The sequence below is a fragment of the Actinomyces bovis genome (genome assembly GCF_900444995.1).
Lineage (GTDB): Bacteria > Actinomycetota > Actinomycetes > Actinomycetales > Actinomycetaceae > Actinomyces > Actinomyces bovis.
The window spans coordinates 79,102-104,062 of the sequence record NZ_UAPQ01000009.1 but is presented as its reverse complement, the minus strand read 5'-3'; the positions used below and the strand labels follow the sequence as shown (position 1 = coordinate 104,062).

Sequence of the window (24,961 nt, the reverse complement as noted above, 5' to 3'; positions counted from 1 at the left end):
GAAAGAAGAACACATGGCAAACGCCCGCGCCCGCCGCACGGTCCGCCTCTCCCGCGCCCTCGGCATCCCGCTTACCCCCAAGGCCGTCCGTTACTTTGAGAAGCGCCCTTACGGCCCCGGTGAGCACGGCCGCGCCCGCCGTCGCACCGAGTCCGACTACGCCGTCCGACTCAAGGAGAAGCAGCGCCTGCGCGCCCAGTACGGCGTCCGCGAAGCTCAGCTCCAGCGCGTCTTCGAGGAGGCCCGCCGCGAGAAGGGCCTGACCGGTGAGTCCCTGGTCGAGCTGCTCGAGATGCGCCTAGACGCCCTCGTCCTGCGCTCCGGCTTCGCGCGCACCATCGCCCAGGCCCGCCAGGACGTCGTGCACCGCCACATCATGGTTGACGGCAAGGTTGTGGACCGCCCCTCCTTCCGCGTCAAGCCCGGCCAGACCATCCAGGTCCGTCCCCGCTCCCAGGTGATGGTTCCCTTCCAGGTTGCTGCCGCCGGTGCGCACCGCGATGTGCTGCCCCCCGTACCCGAGTACCTGAAGGTCGAGCTTGAGAAGCTCACCGCCACTTTGGTGCGTCGCCCCAAGCGCAACGAAGTTCCCGTCATCTGTGACGTCCAGATGGTCGTCGAGTACTACTCGCGCTGATCTTGACTGCGCCGCGGCGCCCCGACCGGTCACCGGCTCGGGGCGCTGCGCGTTACAGCGCCAAGAGCGAGTAGCCTCGCCCTTGGTACAACCGTCACGCCGCCCCGCGGCATCCCAAAGACACCACCGCCCACTGCGGGCCCCAAGCCGAGGACATCAATGCGCACCTCTGAGATCCGCTCCCGCTGGCTCGACTTCTTCGCCGCGAAGGACCACGAGATTCGCCCTTCCGTGTCTCTGATCTCCCCGGAGCCTTCCATCCTGTTCACCGTGGCCGGGATGGTGCCCTTCATTCCCTACATCCTGGGCACCGAGCCCGCTCCCTGGCCCCGCGCCGCCAGCGTGCAGAAGTGCATCCGCACCAATGACATCGACAACGTCGGCAAGACCACCCGTCACGGCACCTTCTTCCAGATGAACGGGAACTTCTCCTTTGGTGACTATTTCAAAGAGGGGGCCATCCAGTACGCCTGGGAGCTGCTCACCACGCCTCAGTCCCAGGGTGGTTATGGTCTGGACGGCGACCGCCTGTGGATGACCATCTGGGAGCAGGACCAGGTCTCCTGGGACTACCTCACCAATACCATTGGCATGGATCCCACCCACGTTCAGAAGCTCCCCTTCGAGGAGATCTCCTGGTCCACCGGCCAGCCCGGCCCTGCCGGCTCCTGCTGCGAGATCCACTACGACCGTGGCCCCGGCTATGGCCCGGAGGGCGGCCCTGCGGTTGACACTCAGGGGGACCGCTTCCTGGAGATCTGGAACCTTGTCTTCGACGAGTTCATCCGGGGTGAGGGCGAGGGACACGACTTTGAACTGGTAGGCAAGCTCGACCAGACCGCCATCGACACGGGCGCAGGCCTGGAACGCATCGCCTTCCTGCTGCAGGACAAGCCCAATATGTACGAGATAGACGAGGTCTTCCCCGTCATCGCCGCCGCCCAGGAGATGAGCGGCAAGACCTATGGCCTAGGTATTGCAGGTCCCTCCGCAGGCCCCGCCTACCTAGACGACGTGCGCATGCGCGTGGTGGCCGATCACGTGCGCAGTGCCCTCATGCTCATTGGCGACGGCGTGCGCCCTGGCAACGACGGCCGTGGCTATGTGCTGCGCCGCCTCATTCGCCGCGCCGTGCGCTCCATGCGCCTGCTCGGCGTGGAGGGCGCTGCCCTGCCCACCCTGCTCACAGTCTCTAAAGACGCCATGAAGGCCTCCTACCCGGAGCTCGAAGAGCGCTGGAGCCAGATCTCCGACGTCGCCTACGGGGAGGAAGAGGCCTTCCGCAAGACGCTGACCGCCGGAACCACCATCCTGGACACCGCCGTCGCCGCCGCTAAACAGGCTGGGGGAGCCGGGCAGGTCTCCGGCAAGGACGCCTTCACCCTGCATGACACATACGGCTTCCCGATTGATCTGACCCTGGAGATGGCCGCTGAACAGGGCGTCGAGGTGGATGAGCAGGGCTTCATCACGCTCATGAACGAGCAGAAGGAGCGCGCTCGCGCCGATGCCCGCGCCAAGAAGACCGGGCATACCGATGTGCGCGTCTTCCAAGAAGTAGCCAAGACGCTGGGAGGTGGCTCCGAGTTCCTGGGCTACACGGAGCTGGCGGTAGATGACGCCAAGGTTGCTGCTTTGCTAGTAGACGGCGCCTCGGTGCCGGCGGTGACCGCTCCCGCGCAGGTTGAGGTCATCTTGGACCGCACCCCCTTCTACGCGGAGATGGGTGGCCAGCTAGCCGACCACGGGACCATCCGCCTGGCTGATGGCGCCGTGATCGAGGTGCACGACGTGCAAGCCCCCATTAAGGGGCTGTCGGTGCACCGAGGCACCCTCACAGAGGGCACCGCAACCGTGGGTGCCCGCGCCTACGCGGAGATCGACTCCGTACGCCGTCTGGCTATCGCGCGCGCCCACACCGGCACCCACATGGTCTACGCCGGACTGCGCAAGGTGGTCTCTGCTGAGGCCACCCAGGCCGGTTCTGAAAACTCCCCGGCCCGGCTGCGCTTTGACTTCCGCCACGGAGCGGCGCTGAGCAGCTCACAGATGGACGGCATCGAGTCTCTGGTCAACGAGAAGCTGGCTGAGAACCTCCCGGTCACCACAGAGGTCATGGGCCTTGACGAGGCCCGCAAAGCCGGTGCGATTGCCCTATTCGGGGAGAAGTACGGCACCGAGGTACGAGTGGTCACCATCGGTGAGAACTTTGACAAGGAGCTGTGCGGTGGCACCCACGTGCCCTCCACAGGGCATATCGGCCGCATTGCTGTCTTAGGTGAGGGATCTATTGGCTCCGGCGTGCGACGCATCGACGCCCTAGTGGCGGACTCGGCCTATAGTTTCCAGCACAAGGAGCACGCGCTGGTCTCGCAGCTTTCCACCATGGTGGGGGCCCGCCCAGAGGAGCTTCCCGAGCGCGTAGAGAACCTCCTGGGACGCCTCAAAGAGGCGGAGAAGAAGCTCGCTGCCGCTGAGCAGGCAGCTCTGGGTGCCCGCACCGCAGAGTTCGTCTCCCAGGCCCAGCACCTTGGCACCTACCTTTTGGCCAGTGCCGACCTTGGTGAGGTCTCCGGTGCTGACGCCATCCGCTCCCTAGTGCTGGATGCTCGCGCCCGCATGGGGGAGGCAGAGCCCACTGTGGTTGCTGTGGCTGCTGCTAGCAATGGTCGGCCACTGGTGGTAATTGCGACGAACGATGCCGCGCGAAAGTCCGGTGCCAAGGCAGGCGACTTGGTGCGTGTGGCTGCCAAAGTGCTCGGAGGTGGAGGCGGCGGCAAGCCGGATCTAGCTCAGGGCGGCGGCCAGGATGTCAGCAAGATTGGTGAAGCACTGGCCGCAGTGAGCCAGGAGCTCTCCGCGTGAGCCAAGTTGGCCTGCGCCCTGGGGTACGGCTTGCTTTCGACGTCGGAAAGGCTCGCGTCGGCGTCGCTCGCTGTGACGCTGAGGCCATCCTCGCGGTGCCTGTGCGGACTCTTAAGCGGGACCGCTACGGGGCCGACATTGATGAGGCAGCTGCTTTAATTGAGGAGTACCGTGCGGTTGAGGCAGTCGTTGGGCTGCCAACCAACCTCCAGGGCCGAAGCACAGCCTCTACCAAGGATGCGCGAGGCTGGGCCCAAGCCCTGGCTGACATCGTGGCTCCCGTCACGGTCAGGCTAGTCGACGAGCGTCTGAGCACAGTGAGCGCCCACCAGGCGCTTCACGGCGCAGGCCTTAATGAGCGTTCATTCCGCTCAGTCGTAGACCAGGCCGCGGCGGTGGTGATCCTCAACCAGGCGCTTGACGCCGAGCGACACAGCGGGGTCCCTGCCGGAGTGCCCGTTAACCCGACAACGAGAGGCAAAGCGTGACTGACCACGACCAGGACCTTCTGGATGCAGTTGGACTGACTGACAGCAGCAGCTCAACAGCGCCGGACGGCTCTCGCCGTCGTCGCAGCGAACGACGTGCCGAGCGTGCGCTCCGCAAACGTCGTCGTCGTCGTCGCGCCATCATTACGGCTTTGGTTTTGGCAGTGTTAGGCAGTGGCGTGTTCTTCATCGGACGGGAAGCCATAACCGAGATCAAGGCCGCCAATTCCAGCTCAACTGCAGTAACCGATTACCCAGGCCCGGGTGAGACCCAGGTGATCATCACGATCCCCGAAGGCTCTACTGGCATGCAGATCGGAGAGATCCTGCAGAAGAACGACGTAGTGGCCTCAGTAAAGGGTTTTGTGGAGGCATTTGACGCCAACGCCCACTCCGGCAGCATCCAGCCGGGCACCTACACGCTTAAGACCAAGATGTCCGCCGCGCAGGCGGTGGCGGGCTTGCTGGACCCGGCCTCCAAGTCAGACCACACTCTCACTATTCCTGAGGGCTTCACCAAGGCCCAGGTACGTGAACGGCTTAAGACCGTCGGCCACTTCTCTGAAGCCGATATTGACGCTGCCTTCGCTGACGCCCAGGGCATTGGTCTGCCGGCTGTCGCCAACGGTGATGTGGAAGGCTGGCTGGCACCAAAGACCTACGACCTGCAGGAGAACGCGACTGCCAAGGACGTCATCGCCACCATGGTCTCCACCACTATCAAGCACCTCGAGGAGGCGGGCATCGCTGAGGCCGACTACGAGTCCGCCTTGATCAAGGCCTCCATCATTGAACGCGAAGCGAATAGCGCTCAGTACTACCCGAAGGTGGCCCGCGTCATTGAGAACCGCCTGGCAGACACCTCCGGGGAGACCAACGGTCTACTGCAAATGGACTCAACAGTTCTCTATGGGCTCGGTCGCTCCGGTGGTATCCCGTCAGAGACGGAGACCAAGGACAGCAACAACGCCTACAACACCTACGTGCACAAGGGCCTGCCGCCAACCCCCATTGGTAGTCCCTCCAAGGAGGCGCTGGCAGCGGCAAAGAGTCCGGCAGAGGGCTCTTGGCTGTACTTCGTGACGGTGGATCTGACCACCGGTGAGACTCTCTTTGCTTCCAAGGCCTCAGAGCACGAAGCCAATGTGCAGAAGCTCAAGACCTATTGCGACACTCATAAGGACCAGTGCAGCGGAACTTCCAGCTCCTCTTCAGGGTCGTGACCACTAGCGATGCTGCTGGCGGGTTTCCAAGGCCCTGGGTACCAGCAGGAGTTGAAGGTGCAGAGCGCTTCTGTGCAGTGATCGGGGCGCCGGTGGCCCACTCCTTATCACCGGTCCTACACCGCGCCGCCTACCAGGCTCTCGGCCTGACGGGCTGGGGCTACGGATTGGCTGAGGTCACGGCCGCGCAGTTGCCGGTGGTGCTGGCGGAGTTGGCGGCTGCGGTGGCGCCCGGTGGTGCTATACCGGTTGGCCTGTCAGTAACCATGCCGCACAAACAGCGGGTGATTCCGCTGTTAGACGCCGTAGAGCAACTGGCCACAGTGGTTGGTGCCGTAAACACTGTGGTGGCACAGCGCTCCGGGCACGGGCCCGCCCTGCTAACCGGCTTCAACACGGATGTAGCTGGTATTAGCCATGCTTTGCGGGAGACGGCCGGAGCACTGGCTCCTGGCAGCCGTGCGCTAGTTCTGGGGGCCGGCGCAACCGCCTGCTCTGCATTAGCCGCACTCACGGAATTAGGTGCCTCCAGCATCACCGTGGCAGCGCGGCGCCTAGCTGGACCAGGGCGGGTGCTGACGGCCGCCCACCACATGGGATTGGAACTAGACACCATCACTTGGCAGCCGGGAGAAGCGGCAGCTGACGCCGTGGTGGCTCAGGCACTGGGTCAGGCAGACCTAGTTGTCTCCACCCTGCCGGCACACGTAGCCGATGCAGCCGCCGTGCAACTAGCGGCCGGGGCAGGAGGGACCATCAAACCCGGAGCCGTGCTGCTAGACGTGGTCTATGCACCCTGGCCCACGGAGCTAGCCGCAGCTTGGCAAGAGCAGGGTGGGCGTTGTGCCCCCGGCTGGCTGATGCTGCTACACCAGGCGGCGGCACAGGTGCGGCTGATGACTGGCCTGGAAGCGCCGGTGGAGGCCATGCGCGCAGCCCTGCTTGAGGAGCTCGCAGACCGGGTTTGAGTCTCGGCCACCCGGATACTCCACCCAAGCGCACAGGTGGTGTGGGATGATCTACTCATGCTCAATTGGATCACTGCGGGCGAGTCACATGGTCAAGCACTCACGGCGGTGATCGACGGCGTACCGGCTGGCCTTGAGCTCAGCAGCCAGGACCTGCAAGCGGCCTTGGCACGTCGTCGCCTGGGACATGGTCGGGGCGCCCGCCAAGCATTTGAGCGTGACGAGCTCAGGCTCCTAGGTGGAGTGCGGCACGGACGCACCATGGGCGGCCCGGTGGCCGTAGAGATCGGCAATTCTGAGTGGCCTAAGTGGCAGACCGTTATGAGTGCCGACCCGGTTCCGCCCGAGAGTCTGCTGGTTGACGCAGGCACGGGTGACGAGCGAGAGGTGGCCCGCAACCGGCCCCTGACCCGTCCTCGGCCAGGCCATGCTGACCTTCCCGGCATGCTCAAATACGATCTGGACGATGCGCGCCCGGTTCTTGAGCGGGCCTCGGCCCGTGAGACTGCTTCCCGCGTGGCCTTGGGAGCTGTTGCAGAAGCGATACTGCGGCAGATAGCCGGCGTGGAGCTGGTCAGTCACGTGCTGCGCATAGGTGGCGTGGAGCTGCCCATAGATACCGAGCTGCCGTTGGCGCAGGACACCGCCCGCCTTGACGCCGACCCCGTCCGCTGCACCGATCCCGCGATCTCCGCACTCATGGTCGCGGAGATTGATGCCGCGCGGAAAGACGGCGATACCCTCGGCGGCATCGTGGAGGTAATTGCCTACGGAGTTCCTGTGGGCCTGGGCTCCCACACCAGCGCTGCTCGCAGGCTTGACGCTCGGCTGGCTGCGGCTGTGATGAGCATTCAGTCAGTCAAAGGCGTGGAGCTCGGTGACGGCTTTAGCTCCGCCAGCCGACGCGGCAGCGCTGCCCACGACGAGATCCTCCAGGTCACCGGCGGCAAAGTTACCCGCGTTACCAATCGCGCCGGCGGGGTAGAAGGCGGCATCTCCAACGGCTCACCCCTGCGCGTGCGGGCCGCCTTCAAACCCATCTCCACCGTCCCTCGCGCCCTGCGCACCATCGATCTGCGCACCGGCGAGGAAGCCTCTGCCTTACACCAACGCTCCGACGTCTGCGCCGTGGTACCTGGCGCGGTAGTCGCGCAAGCGGAGGTCGCCCTGGTGCTGGCCCATGCCCTGCTGGAGAAAACCGGTGGGGACAGCGTGGCCGAGGCACGACGCAACCTGAAGTCCTACCTGGCCCGGATTGAGGAAAGGACAAGCTGGTGAGCGCCACCACCAACCAACACCTGCATCTTGACCCCAACCGCCTGCCGATCGTCCTGGTGGGCTTACCGGGGGCGGGCAAAACCACGGTGGCCCGCCTGCTGGCCACCGCTTTGGGCGTGCAGGTCACGGACACCGATGCGGAGATCAGACGCCGAGCTCGCATGACCGTGCCTCAGATCTTCCATGCGGAAGGCGAGGACGGCTTCCGTGAGCGAGAAACTCGCGCCCTGCGCTACGTGCTACTCGGCCAGGACCATGCCCAGGGGGTTGTGGCCCTTGGCGGCGGGGCGGTTGAGCGGGAAGCCAACCGGGTGCTGCTGGACGGGCGGACGGTCGTCTTCCTGGATGCCCAGCCGGAGACCGCGGCGCAACACATTGGGGCAGGGGAAGGGCGGCCACTTATGCGCCCCGACGCCGACTCCGATGAGGCTGCCGGGGGTGAGGAGTTGGGCACAGCCGAAGGTGTGCTGGCGCGCATGCAGGCCCTGGACGCCCGCAGACGCCCCCTGTACCAGGAGGTCGCCACCCTCACAGTGCCCACTGACGGCTTGAGCCCGGAACAGGTGGCAGCGCTGGTGCTTGTCGGCTTGGGCGGGCAGGTAGCCCCGGTATCTCGCAGCCTGGCCACACTGCAGCGCCACAAATGCCCGGCAGCAGATGGGCAGGGGGCAACGGGGATGGCTCGCACCTGGCCCGGTAACCCGCGTAGTGTCCTGGTCCAGGGTGAGGCGCCTTATGAGGTTTTGATTGGTCACGGGCTTGACGCTGCCGTTGCCAAAGCAGTCAAGCGTGCGCCTGGCGGCGGTGCCGGGGGAGTGGCGATCGTCTATGCGGCGCCCTTGGCAGCTGCGGCCCGGCGCCTCGAGCAGGAACTGCTTGAGGAAGGCCTGCGGGTGGTGCCGCTTGAAGTAGCTGGGGATGAAAGCTCTAAATGCACCCGGGCGCTGGAAACCCTTTGGGAAGGCCTGGGGGCCTTCCATCTGGGACGTGACGGCGTCGTCGTCGGCCTAGGCGGGGGAGCCACCACTGACTTGGCCGGATTCGCCGGCGCCACCTGGTTGCGTGGCGTGCCGGTGATTCAGGTGCCCACCAGTCTGCTCTCTATGGTTGACGCTGCCGTGGGCGGAAAGACAGGTATCGACACCAGCGCTGGCAAGAATCTGGTCGGCGCCTTCCACCCACCTGCAACAGTGCTCTGTGACCTGGACAATCTCAAAGGCCTACCGGCTGATGAGTTGCGCGCCGGGCTGGGAGAAGTAGTCAAATGTGGCTTAGTCGCGGATCCGGTTATTTTGGATCGCGTCCTGGCAGATCCGGCGGACTGCCAGCAGTGGGACTCCCCATTGTTAGCTGAGTTGGTGGAGCGTTCCATCCAGGTTAAGGCCCGCGTCGTGGGCCAGGACTTGCGGGAGGCGGGCCTGCGTGAGGTCCTGAACTATGGGCACACCTATGCTCACGCCGTCGAGAAGGCTACCGGATACCAATGGCGTCACGGTGAAGCCGTGGCCGTGGGCTGCGTCTTTGCGGCCGAGGTGGCCAGGCGCCAGGGCCTGCTCGACGCTGACACGCTGCGCCTGCACCGGGAAGCCTTCCTTGCCGCGGGCCTGCCCATTAGTTTCTCTCAGGGTGCGGGCCGCTGGGAGGAACTGTCGCAGATCATGCTTTCTGACAAGAAGGTACGCGGTGGGGTTATACGCCTGGTGCTCTTGGAGGGGGTGGGCATGCCCCTGCTAGGAATCACGCCCGAGCCTGAAGTGCTGCAAGCCGCCCACGAGGCTGTGACCGGTGTGACCAAGCAGGTCACCGCGTGAAAGCGCTGGTGCTGCTGGGCCCACCCGGAGCAGGTTGCACCAGTGTGGCGCAGGAGATCGGCGCGCGCACGGGTGCGGTGGTCTGGGATCTGGCCCATGAGGTGGCTAGGGAGCTTGGAGTTTCGCAGGAGTTCGCCTTAGTGGCCGTGGGGGAGCAGCGCTACCGCGAGGTTGAGGCTCGGGTGGGCCTTCGCTTGCTTGCGCGGCTGAGATCCGACGGCGGGGTGCTGGCTCTGGGCTCAGGCTGTTTGCAGGATGAGGGTCTGCGGGTGGCACTGGGTGCTCTGCGTGAAGCTGGTGGTCGGGTGGTGGCTTTGGTGTGCTCGGTGCGGCGGCTGGCGAGCCGAAACGGCTTGGATGCCCCTCGGTCGATCGCTTTGGGCACTGTCCACCATAGTTTTACGCAGTTGCTGAAGGCTCGTGAAGCCATCTGCCGCGAGTTGGCCGACGCCGTCGTCGACACCACCGACACCACCCGGCAGCGGGCTGCGACCCTGGCGCTGAGCTAGGGTCACCCACATGTACATCCCCGGTCACTTCACGCTCTCCGAGGAGCACATCCACAAGATCCTGACCCGGCCCCGGCGCGGGAACCTGGTGACGGTCCATGCCTTCGGCCCCGAGGCCTCCCTGGTGCCCTTCTACCTCGATGAGGAACGCGGCACCCTGGTCACCCACCTGGTGCGCAACAACCCGCAGGTCCGTGAGCCAGTGATCGGCCCCGGCCTGGTCATCCTCGACGACGTCGACGCCTACATCTCCCCACTGTGGTACGCCACCAACAACAGCAAAGCGAATGTGCCCACCTGGGACTATGTGACGGTGCACGTGCGCGGGCAGGTGCGCGTGGACCCCGACCCGCAGGCGGCGCTGCGGGTCGCCCGGCGGTTGACCGCGCTGTACGAGCAGACGGACGTGCTCGAGCCAGTGGGTGATGCGGCCCTGCAACGTATGGCGCGGGCGATCGTGGCCGTGGAGGTGAGCCTGGAGGAGGTGCGAGGTAAGGCCAAGATGAGTCAGAACCGTCACCCTGAAGACCTCAAGAGCCTGGCCCATGAGCTGGAGCAACAGGGGCAGACGGCCATGGCTGAGTTCTTGCGCACGGTGTCGCTGCCCTACGCCGAGGCTCGCTTCCGCAAGTTGGCTGAGTTGGGGCGCACCGAGCGGGGCCGCGCCGTCGCTGCCACCCGAGCGCAGTAACAGTTTCGGACAACCAAACGCCGTTCGGACAACGTAGCGCCGTTCGAACAACCTGCGAACGCTGCAATGGTTGTCCGGAGGGCAGAAGGTTGTCCGAAAGGGGCGTGACGGGCCTGACACCGGCGTCCCCGCAGGCAAGACCGTGGGCACGGTAGTCTTGCGCGGTCAAGACTTTCACCTACAGTGAGGAAAACGCTCGTGGCAACGACGAACGACCTGAAGAACGGCCTCGTGCTCAACCTTGAAGGCCAGCTGTGGCAGGTTGTCGAGTTCCAGCACGTCAAGCCCGGCAAGGGCCCCGCCTTCGTGCGCACCAAGATCAAGAACGTCCTGTCCGGCAAGACCGTTGACAAGACCTTCAACGCTGGACTCAAAGTGGAAACCGCCACCGTGGACCGCCGCGACATGCAGTACTCCTACAAGGACGGCGAAGACTTCGTCTTCATGGACGTCAAATCCTACGAGCAGACCTACGTTCCCGCAGCCACCGTCGGCGACGCCGCCAAGCTCATGCTCGAAGGCCAGGATGTGATTATTGCCTTCCACGAGGACAATGTGCTCTTCGTAGAGCTGCCCGCTGCCGTGGTCCTGACCATCTCCCACACTGAGCCGGGCCTCCAGGGAGACCGCTCCTCCGCCGGCACCAAGCCCGCCACCTTAGAGACCGGCGCCGAGATCCAGGTGCCGCTGTTCCTCAACACGGGTGACAAGGTCAAGGTGGACACCCGCAACAACTCCTACATCTCACGCATCACCGACTGAGCATGAGTTCCGACGCAAATCACGAGGCCCAGGCCTCAGTGCCGGAGGGCGCGGCCAGCACCGCGCCCTCCGGCGCGCGTGGCCGCAGCACCAAGCACGCGGTTACTGCCCGCACCAAGGCTCGCCGTCGCGCCGTCGAGATTCTGTTTGAAGCAGACCAACGCGGCCTGCTGAAGGCCTCACACAACGAGGCCGACCGCTTTGACGAGGCTCTTACCGGCTCTAATGCGGCAGCAACCAGACTCCGTAAACTAGCTGCAGAACGCGCCGTTAATTCTGCCAACCACACGGAGGCACCCGCATATACGCGGGAGATTCTTGCCGGAGTAGCTGATCACCTAGCGGAGATCGACGAGGCCTTGGACACGCACGCCAAGGACTGGTCCGTTAGCCGCATGCCCGCAGTGGACCGGGCGATTGCTCGTGTGGCCACCTGGGAAATCATCTGGAACGACGACGTCGACGCCCCCGTAGCGGTTGATGAGGCGCTCACCCTGGCCAAAATGCTCTCCACTGACGACTCACCACGGTTCTTGGGCGGACTGCTAGGCCGCCTTGGCGACCTAGCAGACACCCTGCGCTGAAGGACACTCCAGCTTCAGCAGGCTTGGACTACTTGTCCATCTCCCAGACGCGGATGTAGTCGATGTCCATAGACGCTTCGGTAAAGGTCTTGGTGTCGATCTTCGTCTGGGGAGTGTCACCTGCTTGGGAACACAGCCGCAGGTAGTAGGGGGTGTCTGGGCCGAAGGCGCGCGCCCAACGGTCCGGGTACTCCGTGCTCAGCACCTCATGGAACTTCTTGCCATCGAAGTAGAAGGTGATGCGATCTGGCGTCTTCTCCACGGCAAAGACGTGGAACTGCGTGAGGTCCGGCTTCGGCTCAACCAGCTTGGGGTTATGCCGGTTCTTCATATTGGAGTCATATGAGTAGTGGACGTCCGCGGAGACTTTGCCGGTGTTGACACCGCCGCCCCAGGACTCAGCTAGGTCAATCTCGCCGTCATCACCCTTAGTAGGACGCATCCAAATGCCTCCCCATAGACCCACATGGGACTGCGGGAAGCGCACCCGAACCTCCATGCGTCCGTAGGTGAAGGCAAACTTGCCCAGGGTGACCAGATTGGCGGTGTCTACATCGCGAACCGTTTGCACCCCAGCCCGCACGTCAGCAGGGTTTGGCCACTTGGTGATTGGCACAGCACGCTTGCGCCACAGAATCTGCCCCAGGCCATCTCGAACCCGGTGAGCATCGTGGGTGTTAACCCCCCAGTCATACTTGACGTAGGCGGGGTCCCAATCGGGGTACTTCTCGGCCCACTTGGTGGGATCAAAGTCGGTTCCGGTGGAGAAGGTGTCCTCAAAAATCAGCTTGGAGAAACCCTTGGGGGCCGTACTGCCAGTTGAGGTCACTTTAAGTGAGTTGCCGCGGATGTCTGTGGCCGTCTTAGCCTGCTTGGACAGGTAATAGGTCTGGCTGACGTTGGTTCCCTGTGCGATGGTGCTGTCAGTCGCGGAGAGCTTCAGTGCGGCGACGCCGTCGACCGTGGCCTCAAGCTTGTTGCCTGTGATGGTGGTGCGCAGAATCCACTCACGCCTACCGGTGTACGAAGCAACCGGTACTGAAGGGCCTTCAGCCAGGACCTTTGCGCCCTTCTCATCGCAGCGCTCTAAGCGCAGGCAAATATTCCCCTTGGTGTTGTGCACCAAGGCGCGGTAGCAGGTCTTTCCCTCCTGACGCACAGCAGTAGAGATGTAGATGGTGGCGGGTGCCTGACTGTAGTCGTAGAGCCACTTGGCTTGGACCACCTGGTCAGGGCCACATTCGCCAATCGTCTCCTCAATCGTCTCGCCGGGATTGATCGAGCGTTTCCACACGTACTTGTAGCCGTCCGCGAACGCAGAGGTGGGGGAGAGGATACTGGCAGCAGCCACTCCCACCCCGACGCTCGCTCCAGCCAACGCGCTTCGTCTAGAGATAGCTCTCATATTCTCGCCTTCCTTGGTGTAAGCACAGTGGCATGCCGGCCCCTAGAGTGAGCGGCACGGAAATATGCCTGCGCAGGGATTGCGGCCCCTAGTTTCAGCAGAGGACCAAAACGATCATGTCAGAGCTTTGCGACCGGCGATAGATTTCTGATCAGGCACAAGTCCCCATATGCCTGGTGGTGACCCAGCTTTTAGCTTGGCCGCTTAGCCATGGATCCCCGAGGTCAGCCGACCGAAGCTCTGCCAGATGCCAAAGCACCACCTTGCATGCGCTACTATCAGGCCGTCAGACATCCTTGAAGCCCGTCCTGTGAGGCGGGGAAGGAGGTCCACTTACTGTGGCCAAATTAGAGTCCACTGGGAAGCGGATCCTCGGGGCACCCGAGATTGCACGCTCCCTCTTCCGTATCGCGCACGAGATCGTCGAGCGCAACCGAGGAGTCGATAACCTCATCCTCCTCGGAATCCCCTCAGCTGGCGCCCCTCTAGCCCAACGCCTAGCCAAGGCCCTGGCAATCGCCGCCGCAGATGACGCTCGTGCCGCTGGAGCCCCCAATATCCCAGCCCCAGACGTACCAGTCGGCACGCTGGACATCACTATGTTCCGCGATGACCTGGGCCGCCACCCCATCCGCGTCCCCCAGCCCACCCAGATTCCCGGAGGCAGCATTGAGGGCCGCAACGTGGTGCTCGTAGACGACGTCCTGTACTCCGGGCGCACCATCCGCGCTGCCCTGGACGCCCTAGGCACCATCGGCCGCGCCGCCACCGTCCAACTGGCCGTGCTGGTAGACCGGGGGCACCGCGAGTTGCCTATCCGTGCCGACTACGTAGGCAAGAACCTGCCTACCTCCCGCAGTGAGAAAGTCGTTGTCTCACTAACCGAATTAGGCGCTGCCGACGACTCCGTCAGCATCGTGGAGGCGCCCACCACCCAGGCCAGCAGCGAGGAGGCCACCCGATGAGACACCTGCTTTCTGCCAAAGACCTGAGCCACGACGAGGCCGTCATGGTGCTGGACACCGCTGAGGCCATGGCCGCCACTCAGCGCCACGCCGTCAAGAAACTCCCCACCCTGCGCGGCAAAACCGTCGTAAACCTCTTCTTTGAGGACTCCACTCGCACCCGCCTGTCTTTCGAGGCAGCGGCCAAGCGCCTGAGCGCCGACGTCATCAACTTCTCCGCCAAGGGCTCCTCAGTGTCCAAAGGTGAATCTCTCAAGGACACCGCCCAAACCATCATGGCCATGGGCGCCGACGCCGTCGTCATCCGCCACCGCGCTGATGGCGCAGCACACCTCTTGGCCCACGCTGGCTGGATTGACGTGCCAGTCCTCAACGCCGGTGATGGCACTCACCAACACCCCACTCAGTCCCTTTTAGACGCCATGACTCTGCGCCGCTGGTACACCCCCGGCGGGCCCGAAACCGGCAGCAAACGCGGCGGCGATGGTAGCCCCGCCGCCCAGGGCCAGGACCTGGCCGGTGCACGCGTGGTAATCGTGGGAGATATCCTCCACTCCCGCGTCGCCCGCTCAAATGTGGACCTATTAACTACTCTCGGCGCCCAAGTCACGCTGGTAGCCCCACCCACCCTCCTGCCCGTCGGCATGGAGGACTGGCCCTGCTCCGTGTCCTACGACCTGGACCGTGCTCTTAAAGAAGTAGAGCCAGACGCAGTCATGATGCTGCGAGTCCAGCGTGAGCGCATGAGTGCCGCAGGAGGCGGCTATTTCCCCAGCCCTGGCGAGTACAGCCGCCGCTATGGCCTAGGTGCAGTGCGCCGCGCTGCCATCCCCGAGCATGCCATTGTCATGCACCCCGGACCCATGAACCGCGGTCTAGAAATCAGCGCCGCAGCCGCTGACGACCCACGCTCCCGCATTGTCGAGCAGGTCGGCAACGGAGTCTCCGTGCGCATGGCCGCCCTCTACCTCCTCCTCGCTGACGAAGGAAACCAGCTATGACCTCTCACCTCTTGCCCGCCGTCCGCCCCTACGGGGAAGAACCCACCGATGTGCTCGTCGTAGACGGCAAGATTGCTGCCCTGGGCACAGATGCAGCCGCCCAGGCCCCCGCAGACACCATTCGCCACGATGAGCTCGCTGGTCTCGTGCTGCTGCCAGGCCTGGTGGACATTCACACCCATCTGCGCCAGCCCGGTCAGGAGAGTGCGGAGACCGTCTACACCGGCACGCGCGCAGCCGCCGTTGGTGGCTACACCGCCGTCTTTGCCATGGCTAACACCACTCCGGTGCAGGACAATGCTGGAGTCGTGGAGCAGGTTCTACGCCTGGGCCGCGAAGCCGGCTGGGTGGATGTGCACCCCATCGGGGCCGTCTCCGAGAACCTTGAAGGTAAGCATCTGTCCCAAATGGGCGCTATGGCGGACTCGGCAGCTCAGGTGCGCGTCTTCTCCGACGACGGCAAATGCGTCTCCGACCCGGTGCTCATGCGCCGTGCCTTGGAGTACGTCAAGGCCTTCGACGGCGTAATCGCCCAGCACTCCCAGGAACCGCGCCTCACCGAGGGATCTCAGATGCATGAGGGCCGCGTCTCTGCTGAATTGGGTCTGCGCGGCTGGCCCGCCGTAGCCGAGGAGTCAATCATCGCTCGGGACGTGCTCCTAGCGGAGCACGTAGGTTCCCGCCTGCACGTATGCCACCTGTCCACCGCCGGCAGTGTGGACATCATCCGCTGGGCCAAAGCTCGCGGGATTAACGTCACCGCTGAGGCCACGCCCCATCACCTGCTGCTGACCGATGAGCTGGCCCGCAGCTACTCGCCCATCTACAAGGTCAACCCGCCCCTGCGCACCCAGGCGGATGTTGATGCTCTCCGCGCAGCCCTAGCCGATGGGACTATCGACGTCGTCGGCACCGACCACGCCCCCCACCCCTTGGAGGACAAGGACTGTGAATGGCAGGCCGGGGCCTTCGGCATGACCGGTCTGGAGACCGCCCTATCCGTAATCATCCAGACCATGGTGGAGCCTGGCCTCCTCGACTGGCGCGGCGTTGCGCGGGTGCTCTCTGAGACGCCCGCACATATTGGCCGCATCACCGACCAAGGCCGCCCCATCGCCGTTGGGGAACCCGCCAACCTCACCGCCGTTGACCCCACCGTGCGTCGGATCGTGGACCCGCGCGCCCAATGGACTCGCTCCGCTAACACCCCGTACGCCGGGATGGAGCTGCCCGGACAGGTCATGGCGACCTTCCTCCACGGGCGCCCCACCGTGCTAGGCGGCCAGCCCGTCAGTGACGGCCTGCGGGCGAAGGCATGAGCACTCCTATACCCATCGCTCAGCCCAACGCTGGGGAACGCGCCCCCGCCCTGCTGGTCCTTGAAGACGGCTACACCCTAGTGGGACGCGCCTACGGGGCCACCGGGCGGACTTTAGCCGAAATCGTCTTCAACACCGGCATGACCGGCTACCAGGAGACCCTCACAGATCCCTCCTACCACCGGCAGATCGTGGTCATGACGGCGCCACATATCGGCAACACTGGCGTGAATGATGAGGACCCCGAGTCCGAACGCATCTGGGTGGCCGGATATGTGGTCCGTGACCCGGCCCGCCGCGCCTCCAACTGGCGTGCCCGCCGCGAATTGGAAGACGAGCTGCGTGAGGCTGGCGTGGTGGGCATCTGCGGAGTAGACACGCGCGCCCTAACCCGCCACCTACGTGAGCGCGGCGCCATGCGTGCAGGCATCTTCTCCGGTGATGCCCTGCCCGCAGGGGTGTCCACCGAACCCCGCCAAGCTCCCAGTCAGGCAGCTATCGATATCTGCCTGGACGCTGTGCGCTCCGCGCCCAAGATGGCTGGACAGGCCCTAGCTGCCGAGGTCACCACCTCCGCCGCCTATGTGGTGGAGCCCTCCGGTGAGCACGCTGGTAAGGAGCCCGTGGCGGTGGTGGCCGCAATTGACCTGGGCATTAAGTCACGCACTCCCTGGCAGCTAGCGGAACGCGGTGTGCGCGTGCACGTTCTGCCGCAGTCCACCACCCTGCCTGAACTGCTGGCTCTTAGGCCCGACGGCGTGCTTTTCTCCAACGGCCCGGGAGACCCCGGCACCGCGGACGCCGAGGTGGCACTGCTGCGCGGCATCTTGGACGCAGGGCTGCCCTTCTTTGGGATCTGCCTGGGAAATCAGCTCTTCGGGCGGGCCCTGGGCTACGGCACCTACAAGCTGGCCTACGGGCACCGTGGCGTCAACCAGCCCGTTCTGGATCGGCGCTCCGGCAAGGTGGAGATAACCGCCCACAACCACGGCTTCGCTGTGGATGCGCCCGTGGGGGAGGACTCCACCGCCCCCTACGACAACGGCCGCTACGGGCGTGTGCGCGTAAGCCATGTGGGTCTGAATGACCAGGTTGTGGAAGGCCTAGAGGCCCTGGACCTGCCTGCCTTCTCGGTCCAATACCACCCGGAGGCTTCCGCCGGTCCTCACGACGCCGAGCACCTCTTCGATCGCTTCATCCGGCTTATGCATGAGCGGGCGCGAGCCAGCAATAGTCAAATACCCCACGACGTCAATACCTCTGCTACCAAATCAAGCAGTGAGGAGCCCGCCTGATGCCACGCCGCACCGACATCTCCTCTGTTCTGGTAATTGGCTCCGGCCCCATAGTCATCGGCCAAGCCTGCGAATTCGATTACTCCGGCACCCAGGCCTGCCGTGTCCTAAAGGCGGAGGGAATCCGCGTCATCCTGGTCAATTCCAACCCGGCCACCATCATGACCGACCCCGGCATAGCTGATGCCACCTACGTGGAGCCCATCAGCACCGAAGTGCTCACCTCCATTATCGCCAAGGAACGGCCTGACGCCCTCCTGCCCACCCTGGGCGGGCAGACGGCGCTCAATGCCGCCATGAGCCTGTCCGAGTCCGGTGTGCTGAAAAAGTACGGTGTGGAGCTCATTGGGGCCAGTGCTCAGGCCATCAATGCTGGAGAGGATCGTGACGAGTTCAAACGGGTAGTCGAACGCTGTGGCGCTGAAGTGGCCCGCAGCGTCATCGCCCACACTATGGCTGAGTGTCACGCTGGAGTGGAAGCCCTGGGCGGGTATCCCGTCGTCGTGCGTCCCTCCTTCACCATGGGTGGCCTGGGCTCCGGGGTCGCCTATAACGCCGAGGACCTAGAGCGCATCGCTGGGCAAGGTTTGGCGGCCTCCCGCAGCACCGAGGTCCTCCTAGAGGTGGAAAGAATACGAACTCGAACTCATGCGAGACCAGGCGGACAACTGCGTCGTCGTCTGCTCAATTGAGAACCTGGACCCCGTGGGCGTGCACACCGGCGACTCCATCACGGTGGCCCCCGCCCTGACCTTGACCGACCGTGAGCTGCAGCGCCTGCGAGACATTGGCATTGCTGTTATCCGTGAGGTCGGTGTGGATACTGGTGGCTGCAATATTCAGTTCGCGGTAGACCCCAGCACAGGCCGCGTGATCGTCATCGAGATGAACCCGCGCGTCTCGCGTTCTTCCGCCCTAGCCTCCAAGGCCACGGGTTTCCCAATCGCCAAGATTGCCGCCCGCCTGGCCGTTGGCTACACCTTGGATGAGATCCCCAATGACATCACCGGATCCACCCCAGCCTCCTTCGAACCCACTTTGGACTACGTGGTGGTTAAGGTTCCACGCTTTGCCTTTGAGAAGTTCCGTGGCGCTGATCCAAAGCTGACCACCACCATGAAGTCCGTGGGGGAGGCCATGGCGATCGGCCGCAATTTCACTGAGGCCTTGCAGAAAGCCCTGCGCTCCATCGACAAGCAGGGCACCGGATTCCACTGGGATGGTCCGGCTCCCACAGCTAAGGAACTGCCTGAACTAATCGAGTCTTTGCAGGTGCCCACAGAGCACCGCCTGTTGGACCTCCAGCAGGCCATACGAGGCGGAGCCACCGTGGAACAGCTCTTCATGGCCACGCAAATTGACCCCTGGTTTTTGGACCAGATGCTGCTGTTGGAGGAGACCTCTCAGGCTGTCAGAAATGCCCCGGCATTAACTGCCAGCGTGCTGGTGGAAGCCAAGCGCCACGGCTTCTCTGACCAGCAGCTTGCCGCTCTGCGTGGCCTGAGTGAGGACACTGTGCGCGAGCTCCGTCACGCTTACGGGCTTCGGCCGGTCTACAAGACCGTAGACACCTGCGCCGCCGAGTTTGCCGCCAGAACCCCCTACCTGTATTCCACCTACGACCTGGAAACCGAGGTAGCGCCACGGCAGCGCGAGGCCGTGATAATCCTGGGTTCTGGGCCCAATCGCATCGGCCAAGGCATTGAGTTCGACTACTCCTGTGTGCACGCCACCATGGCCCTGGCGGAGCGCTACGAGACCGTCATGGTCAACTGCAACCCGGAGACTGTCTCCACCGACTATGACGTCTCTGACCGCCTCTACTTCGAGCCCCTCACCTTCGAGGACGTCATGGAGGTCTACGAGGCGGAGAAAGCAGCTGGTCCCGTGGCTGGCTTGGTGATCCAGCTAGGTGGGCAGACCCCCTTGAGTCTTGCCGCCCGACTAAAAGCCGCGGGCGTGCCGATTTTAGGCACCACTCCAGAAGCCATCGACGCTGCAGAGGACCGTCAGGCCTTCGGCGTGGTGCTGGAACACGCGGGCCTGCCCGCCCCAGCTCATGGCACCGCCCGCAGCGATGAACAGGCGCTCGCTGTGGCTGGCGATATCGGCTTCCCCGTGTTGGTGCGTCCCAGCTACGTGTTGGGTGGGCGCGGTATGGAGATCGTCTACGACGAGGCCGGTCTGGTTGACTACCTGCGCCGTGCTGGGCAGGAGGCGGGCGGAGCCTACGCCAACGGCCCACTGCTCGTGGATCGCTTCCTGGATGACGCCATTGAGATCGACGTCGACGCCCTCTACGACGGCACTGAGCTCTTCCTCGGCGGCGTCATGGAGCATATTGAAGAGGCCGGCATCCACTCCGGCGACTCCGCCTGCGTGCTGCCTCCCATGACTCTCTCCGACGCGGAGATAGCTCGCATTCGCCGTTCTACCGAAGCCATCGCAAAGGGCGTAGGTGTACGGGGGCTGCTCAATATCCAGTTCGCCCTGATGAGCGACACGCTCTACGTCATCGAAGCTAATCCCCGCGCCAGTCGCACCGTGCCCTTCGTGTCAAAAGCCACCGGTGTACAGCTGGCCAAGACCGCGGCCTTGCTCATGGCAGGGGAAAGTATCGCTTCGCTGCGCGCCTCAGGGCATCTACCTGCCTACGATGCCGGGCTCACTGACCCGCTTGACGCCATCGCGGTCAAAGAGGCAGTGCTGCCCTTTAGACGCTTCCGCACCCCTGAGGGCAAGGTGGTGGACACTGTGCTCGGCCCCGAGATGCGCTCTACCGGCGAGGTCATGGGCTACGACATCGACTTCCCGCGTGCCTTCGCCAAATCCCAAACTGGAGCTTACGGAGGACTGCCGCCTGAGGGGACGGTGTTCGTTTCTGTGGCTGACCGCGACAAGCGGCAGGTCATCATGCCGGTGGCTCGTTTGGCCGAGTTGGGTTTCCAGGTCTTGGCCACCACCGGCACCGCCCAGGTGCTACGCCGTAACGGCATCCCCGCCACGGTTGTCCGCAAGGTTTCTCAGGGGCAGGGCGCCGCAGGAGAGCCCACGATTGTGCAGCTCATTGAGTCAGGCATGATCGACATGGTGATCAACACCCCCAAGGGCCAGGGGGCTCGCGCAGACGGCTACTCCATCCGGGCTGCCACCACCAGCGCCAACCGGCCCATCATCACCACCGTGCAGCAGTTGCAAGCCGCGGTGCAGGCGCTGGAAGCACAGCTGCGAGGTCCTTTCACTGTGAAAAGCCTGCAGGAGCACGATGCTGAGCGCAGTGCCCGGCGCTCTGCCGAGCGACGCGAGGAGGTTTGGGCATGAACTCATTGGACCAAGACTTCCCTGGGCGCCTGCCATTCGGGGCCCGTTTGGCTGCGGCAATGGACGAGTGCGGGCCACTGTGCGTGGGCATAGACCCGCATGCCGCTCTGCTGGCGGCCTGGGGTCTGCCGGATACGCCTCGGGGACTGCGAGACTTTTCACTGCGGGTAGTGGAGGCCGTGACTGGGCATGTAGCTGCCGTGAAACCACAGTCGGCTTTCTTCGAACGCCACGGCAGCGCCGGGGTAGCGGTGTTGGAAGAGACACTGGCAGCGTTGCGCGAAGCCGGCACCTTGAGCGTGCTGGATGTTAAGCGGGGTGACATCGGCTCCACCATGGGTGGCTACGCCCAAGCTTATCTGGATGACACCTCCTTGCTGGCAGCAGATGCCATTACGGTTTCGCCCTACCTGGGCCTGGGCTCACTCAGTCCTGCCTTGGAGCTAGCTGCCGCTCAGCAACGTGGCGTCTTTGTACTGGCTCTAACCTCAAATCCTGAGGGACCACAGGTTCAACATGCCGCTGCTGTAAACGGTGAGGCTGTGGCCCGCAATATTGTGGAGGGCGTGGCGGAACTCAACTCTGCCGCCCGTGCTTCCGGGGTGCTAGGCAGCGTTGGGCTGGTGGTGGGGGCCACCACAGGCGACGCCGTAGCGCGCCTAGGTATTGATCTGGCTGAGGCGAATGCGCCTTTGCTGGCTCCCGGCGTCGGCGCCCAGGGAGCTGGCGCCGCTGAGCTACAAGCGGTCTTTGGTGCCGCCCGCCGCAATGTATTGGCCTCCACCTCCCGAGGTGTCCTGCGTGCCGGACCACAGCTAGCCGAACTACGCGCTGCGGCAGACCAGGCCACCTTGGAAGCAACTGCCGCATTGCGGGACTAACCTCAGGCCATAGCCACCCGCACAACCCCAAACCCAGACACCTAGGAGCCGAAGCATGCCAGCCACTCCCAGTCGCCGCACCTTGCTTAACTTTGCCCTGCCCGCCTTGCCGCTATTGGCGCTAAGCGCCTGTGGCAGCGGCAGTGACAGCAAGGGAGCGAAGAGCAGTGAAGCCTCCACCCCGAAGGGAAGTACCCCTGCAGACCACGGCATCGTGCTGGATGTGCGCACGGAGGCGGAGTTTGGGGGAGGTCACCTGGAAGGGGCGCAGAATTACGACGTCAAAAGCAGTGACTTTGACCAGCAGATCGGCAGCCTGGACAAGTCCAAGCGCTACACCGTGTACTGCCGCTCTGGCAACCGCTCGGCCAAGGCCGTGGAGCGCATGCAGGCCCTAGGCTTCACAGACGTGCAAGACGCTGGCGGCATGCAGGAAGCAGCCAAAAAGCTCGGTCTTTCGGTGGTTAAGTAGTGGTTTCAGTGAAGGGTAATGAAGCACTGACGCAGGTACGGCATCATGCCACCATGACCTCCCCAGTCCATCCCTGCCCCCGTCTGACCGTTATTGCTGGCCCGACCGCCGTCGGCAAGGGCACACTCGTTGCAGAGCTGCGGCGCCGCCACCCCGGTCTCTTTGTTTCTATCTCCGCCACCACCCGGGCACCGCGTCCGGGTGAGGTAGACGGCGTGCACTACCACTTTGTCACAGAGCAGCAGTTCGACCAGCTGGTGGCTGAGGGGCAGATGCTCGAGGGGGCTCTAGTGCACGGTTCCCACCGCTACGGCACGCCTCGCCGCCCGGTGGAGGAATGCCTGGCCGCCGGCAAACCCGCGGTGCTGGAGATCGATTTGGACGGGGCTCGCCAGGTCCGCCGTTCCATGCCTGCGGCCCAGTTGATCTTCATTGCCCCACCCAGCTGGGAGGAACTCGTCAAGCGTCTACAAGGGCGAGGCACGGAGAACGCGGCAGAACAACAGCGTCGGTTGGCCACCGCCCGCACAGAACTGGCTGCTGAAAGCGAGTTCGACCACGTCGTCGTCAATGACACCGTGTCGCGTGCCACGGATGAGCTCGAGTGCCTGATAGGCCTGACGCGCTAAAATCTGACGACGTATAGCGCCGCGAGCCAATAACCTGGCCCGTGCAGTATCCACTCAGAAGCGGAGCCAAACACATGCTTGGAACCTCGCCCCAGCCCGAGGGCATCACCAACCCCCCGATCGACGAGCTGCTCGACAAGGTCGACTCGAAGTACGGGCTGGTGGTGGAGGCCGCCAAGCGCGCCCGCCAGATCAACACCTACAACCAGCAGCTTGAAGACAACCAGCTCGAGTTCTTCGGCCCCCTGGTGGAGATCGAGGTAGAGGAGAAGCCCCTGGGCATCGCCCTGCGCGAGATCGCGGACGAGAAGCTGCAAGTCATCTCCGGTGAGGAGGCGCGGGCTCGTCGCGCCGAGCTGGAGGAGGCGCGCCGCGCCGCCGAAGCCGATATGTTCGCTGACATCAACGTGGACCTGCCCCTTAGTGGCGCCGAGGAAGCGGCCCCCGCCGTCGACCTAGGCGACATCCAGTTCTGAGCCCACAGGACCCCAGCGTGGCTGAACAGCCCACACGCGCCGCGCACCTACCTAGGTCGCGGCGCGTCGTCGTCGGCGTCTCAGGCTCCATAGCCGCCTACAAAGCACCATTCGTGATCCGGGCCCTGCGCGCTCAAGGACATGAGGTCAAGGTGGTGCCAACCGAAGCAGCCCTGCGCTTCATCGGCGCCCCCACTTTGGCTGCCATCAGCGGCAGACCAGTGGCTACCGGCGTCTTTGACGACCCGGCGGCCGTTGAACATGTGGCCATCGCCGAATGGGCTGAGCTGGTGCTCGTGGCTCCGGCCTCCGCGGACCTGCTGGCTCGCGTGACCGCTGGTCGCTCTGACGACCTGCTCACTGCCACTATCTTGACCGCGTCAGCACCAGTGGTCCTGGCGCCCGCCATGCACACGCAGATGTGGGAGGCGGCCGTTACTCGCGAGAACGTGGCCACCCTGCGACGCCGTGGGCTGGTGGTGATTGAGCCAGATACCGGGCGCCTTACCGGTGCTGATTCCGGAAAAGGACGTTTCCCGGAGCCAGAGCGAGTGGTGGCGCAGGCCCTGGCCAGTTTGGAGCAACACGATTGCAGGCAAGCTGTGGCCGCTGCAGATCCCCGGGAGGTCCTGGGCCAAGGGGGAGTGCTTGCCGGGCGCACCGTGCTGGTATCTGCCGGAGGCACCCGCGAACCCCTGGATCCCGTACGCTACTTGGGCAACCGCTCAACTGGACGTCAGGGCTGCGCGATTGCCGCGGCCGTCACCCAAGCCGGTGGCAAGGCGATTCTGGTAGCAGCCAATATCGAATCCGAGGTGCTCACAAGCCTGCCGGCCACCGTGCGCGTGGTGCCGGTAGGCACCGCCCGCGAGCTAGAGGCTGCGGTACACCGCGAGGGGGCAAGCGCAGACGCCGTGGTCATGACCGCCGCCGTGGCCGACTTCCGGCCGGCGCAGGCCAGCAGTACCAAGCTCAAAAAGCACCCCTTGGGCGCCGATGACCAAGCCGCTGAGCCGCTGCGGCTAGAACTGGTGGAGAACCCTGACATCCTTGCGGGACTGGTGCGAAACCCCTTGCACCCTGGGCAAATTGTGGTCGGTTTTGCTGCTGAGACCGGCGATGAGACGGGTGACGTGCTGGCGCACGGCGTGGCCAAGGCTCGCCGCAAGGGGGCTGACCTGTTGGCCGTGAACGCCGTGGGGGAGCACTTAGGCTTTGGTGATGTGCCCAACGCCGTCGTGGTGCTTGACCGGCAGGGCCAGGAAGTTGCCCGTACCTCCGGCACTAAGGCCGACGTGGCGCGGCTTTTGGTGGAGTTGCTGGCCCAGCGCCTCAGTTCCTGAGCACCCGGTTGTTGGCAAGGCCACCATGCGCATGCATT

Annotated in this window: 21 protein-coding genes and 1 pseudogene; 21 read left to right on the top strand and 1 reads right to left on the bottom strand. The window is 64.2% G+C overall.

Annotated elements, in window-relative coordinates:
• Positions 1-13 precede the first annotated feature (13 nt).
• The 11 genes from rpsD to nusB all read left to right on the top strand — a co-directional run bounded on the left by rpsD (position 14) and on the right by nusB (position 11,816).
• Positions 14-637, top strand: a complete 624-nt coding sequence (gene rpsD, locus DR039_RS08625; RefSeq protein WP_111836974.1) for a 30S ribosomal protein S4 — start codon at positions 14-16, stop codon at positions 635-637.
• 159 nt (positions 638-796) lie between these two features.
• Positions 797-3,502 carry an alanine--tRNA ligase gene (gene alaS, locus DR039_RS08620; protein ID WP_111836973.1) on the top strand — a complete coding sequence of 902 codons (2,706 nt, stop codon included), beginning with the start codon at positions 797-799 and terminating at the stop codon, positions 3,500-3,502.
• A gap of 11 nt (positions 3,503-3,513) precedes the next feature.
• A complete protein-coding gene (gene ruvX, locus DR039_RS08615) occupies positions 3,514-3,990 on the top strand; it encodes a Holliday junction resolvase RuvX (protein WP_111837085.1) in 477 nt (158 codons plus the stop codon).
• Positions 3,987-5,213, top strand: coding sequence for an endolytic transglycosylase MltG (gene mltG, locus DR039_RS08610; RefSeq protein WP_111836972.1), 1,227 nt, complete (start codon positions 3,987-3,989; stop codon positions 5,211-5,213). Before ruvX ends, mltG begins: the two co-directional genes overlap by 4 nt.
• A 92-nt stretch (positions 5,214-5,305) precedes the next feature.
• Positions 5,306-6,181 (top strand): shikimate dehydrogenase, encoded by an 876-nt coding sequence (locus tag DR039_RS08605; RefSeq protein WP_407641285.1) that lies wholly within the window; start codon positions 5,306-5,308, stop codon positions 6,179-6,181.
• Between the two features lie 57 nt (positions 6,182-6,238).
• Complete coding sequence (aroC, locus tag DR039_RS08600; RefSeq protein ID WP_111836971.1) at positions 6,239-7,459, top strand: chorismate synthase; 1,221 nt, start codon at positions 6,239-6,241, stop codon at positions 7,457-7,459.
• Complete coding sequence (aroB, locus tag DR039_RS08595; RefSeq protein ID WP_111836970.1) at positions 7,456-9,270, top strand: 3-dehydroquinate synthase; 1,815 nt, start codon at positions 7,456-7,458, stop codon at positions 9,268-9,270. Before aroC ends, aroB begins: the two co-directional genes overlap by 4 nt.
• A complete protein-coding gene (locus DR039_RS08590) occupies positions 9,267-9,779 on the top strand; it encodes a shikimate kinase (protein ID WP_111836969.1) in 513 nt (170 codons plus the stop codon). The genes aroB and DR039_RS08590 overlap by 4 nt, the downstream gene beginning before the upstream one ends.
• 10 nt (positions 9,780-9,789) lie before the next feature.
• Positions 9,790-10,470: an FMN-binding negative transcriptional regulator gene (locus DR039_RS08585; protein ID WP_111836968.1), complete on the top strand. Its 681-nt coding sequence runs from the start codon at positions 9,790-9,792 to the stop codon at positions 10,468-10,470.
• Positions 10,471-10,668: 198 nt separating this feature from the next.
• Positions 10,669-11,232, top strand: a complete 564-nt coding sequence (efp, locus tag DR039_RS08580; protein ID WP_111836967.1) for an elongation factor P — start codon at positions 10,669-10,671, stop codon at positions 11,230-11,232.
• A gap of 2 nt (positions 11,233-11,234) precedes the next feature.
• Positions 11,235-11,816, top strand: coding sequence for a transcription antitermination factor NusB (gene nusB, locus DR039_RS08575; protein WP_111836966.1), 582 nt, complete (start codon positions 11,235-11,237; stop codon positions 11,814-11,816).
• Between the two features lie 28 nt (positions 11,817-11,844).
• Here the strand turns inward: nusB and DR039_RS08570 are convergent, their stop codons facing one another.
• A complete protein-coding gene (locus DR039_RS08570) occupies positions 11,845-13,221 on the bottom strand; it encodes a glycoside hydrolase family 16 protein (RefSeq protein ID WP_111836965.1) in 1,377 nt (458 codons plus the stop codon).
• A gap of 338 nt (positions 13,222-13,559) precedes the next feature.
• Between DR039_RS08570 and pyrR the strand changes: the two genes are divergently transcribed.
• From pyrR to coaBC, 10 genes and pseudogenes are all read left to right on the top strand, one after another.
• Positions 13,560-14,186 (top strand): bifunctional pyr operon transcriptional regulator/uracil phosphoribosyltransferase PyrR, encoded by a 627-nt coding sequence (gene pyrR / locus DR039_RS08565; RefSeq protein WP_111836964.1) that lies wholly within the window; start codon positions 13,560-13,562, stop codon positions 14,184-14,186.
• A complete protein-coding gene (locus tag DR039_RS08560; protein ID WP_111836963.1) occupies positions 14,183-15,187 on the top strand; it encodes an aspartate carbamoyltransferase catalytic subunit in 1,005 nt (334 codons plus the stop codon). The genes pyrR and DR039_RS08560 overlap by 4 nt, the downstream gene beginning before the upstream one ends.
• The gene (locus DR039_RS08555) at positions 15,184-16,506 is read left to right on the top strand and encodes a dihydroorotase (RefSeq protein WP_111836962.1); all 1,323 of its coding nucleotides are present in this window, start codon (positions 15,184-15,186) and stop codon (positions 16,504-16,506) included. The genes DR039_RS08560 and DR039_RS08555 overlap by 4 nt, the downstream gene beginning before the upstream one ends.
• Complete coding sequence (gene carA / locus DR039_RS08550) at positions 16,503-17,801, top strand: glutamine-hydrolyzing carbamoyl-phosphate synthase small subunit (RefSeq protein WP_111836961.1); 1,299 nt, start codon at positions 16,503-16,505, stop codon at positions 17,799-17,801. The genes DR039_RS08555 and carA overlap by 4 nt, the downstream gene beginning before the upstream one ends.
• Positions 17,801-21,122: pseudogene (carB, locus tag DR039_RS08545) on the top strand (carbamoyl-phosphate synthase large subunit). Before carA ends, carB begins: the two are co-directional and overlap by 1 nt.
• Positions 21,119-22,003: an orotidine-5'-phosphate decarboxylase gene (pyrF, locus tag DR039_RS08540; RefSeq protein WP_111836960.1), complete on the top strand. Its 885-nt coding sequence runs from the start codon at positions 21,119-21,121 to the stop codon at positions 22,001-22,003. The pseudogene carB and the gene pyrF overlap by 4 nt, the downstream one beginning before the upstream one ends.
• Positions 22,004-22,058: 55 nt before the next feature.
• Positions 22,059-22,475: a rhodanese-like domain-containing protein gene (locus DR039_RS08535; RefSeq protein ID WP_111836959.1), complete on the top strand. Its 417-nt coding sequence runs from the start codon at positions 22,059-22,061 to the stop codon at positions 22,473-22,475.
• Between the two features lie 53 nt (positions 22,476-22,528).
• Positions 22,529-23,104, top strand: coding sequence for a guanylate kinase (gene gmk, locus DR039_RS08530; protein WP_111837083.1), 576 nt, complete (start codon positions 22,529-22,531; stop codon positions 23,102-23,104).
• 74 nt (positions 23,105-23,178) lie between these two features.
• Positions 23,179-23,580: a DNA-directed RNA polymerase subunit omega gene (gene rpoZ / locus DR039_RS08525; RefSeq protein WP_111836958.1), complete on the top strand. Its 402-nt coding sequence runs from the start codon at positions 23,179-23,181 to the stop codon at positions 23,578-23,580.
• A 17-nt stretch (positions 23,581-23,597) separates the two neighbouring features.
• Positions 23,598-24,923 (top strand): bifunctional phosphopantothenoylcysteine decarboxylase/phosphopantothenate--cysteine ligase CoaBC, encoded by a 1,326-nt coding sequence (coaBC, locus tag DR039_RS08520; protein ID WP_111836957.1) that lies wholly within the window; start codon positions 23,598-23,600, stop codon positions 24,921-24,923.
• The last annotated feature ends 38 nt before the right edge of the window (positions 24,924-24,961 follow it).

What these genes read in the sequence shown, in the direction of transcription:
- alaS (WP_111836973.1), top strand. Translation starts at nt 797, where the DNA reads ATGCGCACCTCTGAGATCCGCTCCCGCTGGCTCGACTTCTTCGCCGCG.
- DR039_RS08570 (WP_111836965.1), bottom strand. Translation starts at nt 13,221, where the DNA reads ATGAGAGCTATCTCTAGACGAAGCGCGTTGGCTGGAGCGAGCGTCGGG.
- DR039_RS08555 (WP_111836962.1), top strand. Translation starts at nt 15,184, where the DNA reads ATGACCTCTCACCTCTTGCCCGCCGTCCGCCCCTACGGGGAAGAACCC.
- aroC (WP_111836971.1), top strand. Translation starts at nt 6,239, where the DNA reads ATGCTCAATTGGATCACTGCGGGCGAGTCACATGGTCAAGCACTCACG.
- rpoZ (WP_111836958.1), top strand. Translation starts at nt 23,179, where the DNA reads ATGCTTGGAACCTCGCCCCAGCCCGAGGGCATCACCAACCCCCCGATC.
- DR039_RS08560 (WP_111836963.1), top strand. Translation starts at nt 14,183, where the DNA reads ATGAGACACCTGCTTTCTGCCAAAGACCTGAGCCACGACGAGGCCGTC.
- DR039_RS08585 (WP_111836968.1), top strand. Translation starts at nt 9,790, where the DNA reads ATGTACATCCCCGGTCACTTCACGCTCTCCGAGGAGCACATCCACAAG.
- pyrF (WP_111836960.1), top strand. Translation starts at nt 21,119, where the DNA reads ATGAACTCATTGGACCAAGACTTCCCTGGGCGCCTGCCATTCGGGGCC.
- DR039_RS08535 (WP_111836959.1), top strand. Translation starts at nt 22,059, where the DNA reads ATGCCAGCCACTCCCAGTCGCCGCACCTTGCTTAACTTTGCCCTGCCC.
- gmk (WP_111837083.1), top strand. Translation starts at nt 22,529, where the DNA reads ATGACCTCCCCAGTCCATCCCTGCCCCCGTCTGACCGTTATTGCTGGC.
- nusB (WP_111836966.1), top strand. Translation starts at nt 11,235, where the DNA reads ATGAGTTCCGACGCAAATCACGAGGCCCAGGCCTCAGTGCCGGAGGGC.
- rpsD (WP_111836974.1), top strand. Translation starts at nt 14, where the DNA reads ATGGCAAACGCCCGCGCCCGCCGCACGGTCCGCCTCTCCCGCGCCCTC.
- carA (WP_111836961.1), top strand. Translation starts at nt 16,503, where the DNA reads ATGAGCACTCCTATACCCATCGCTCAGCCCAACGCTGGGGAACGCGCC.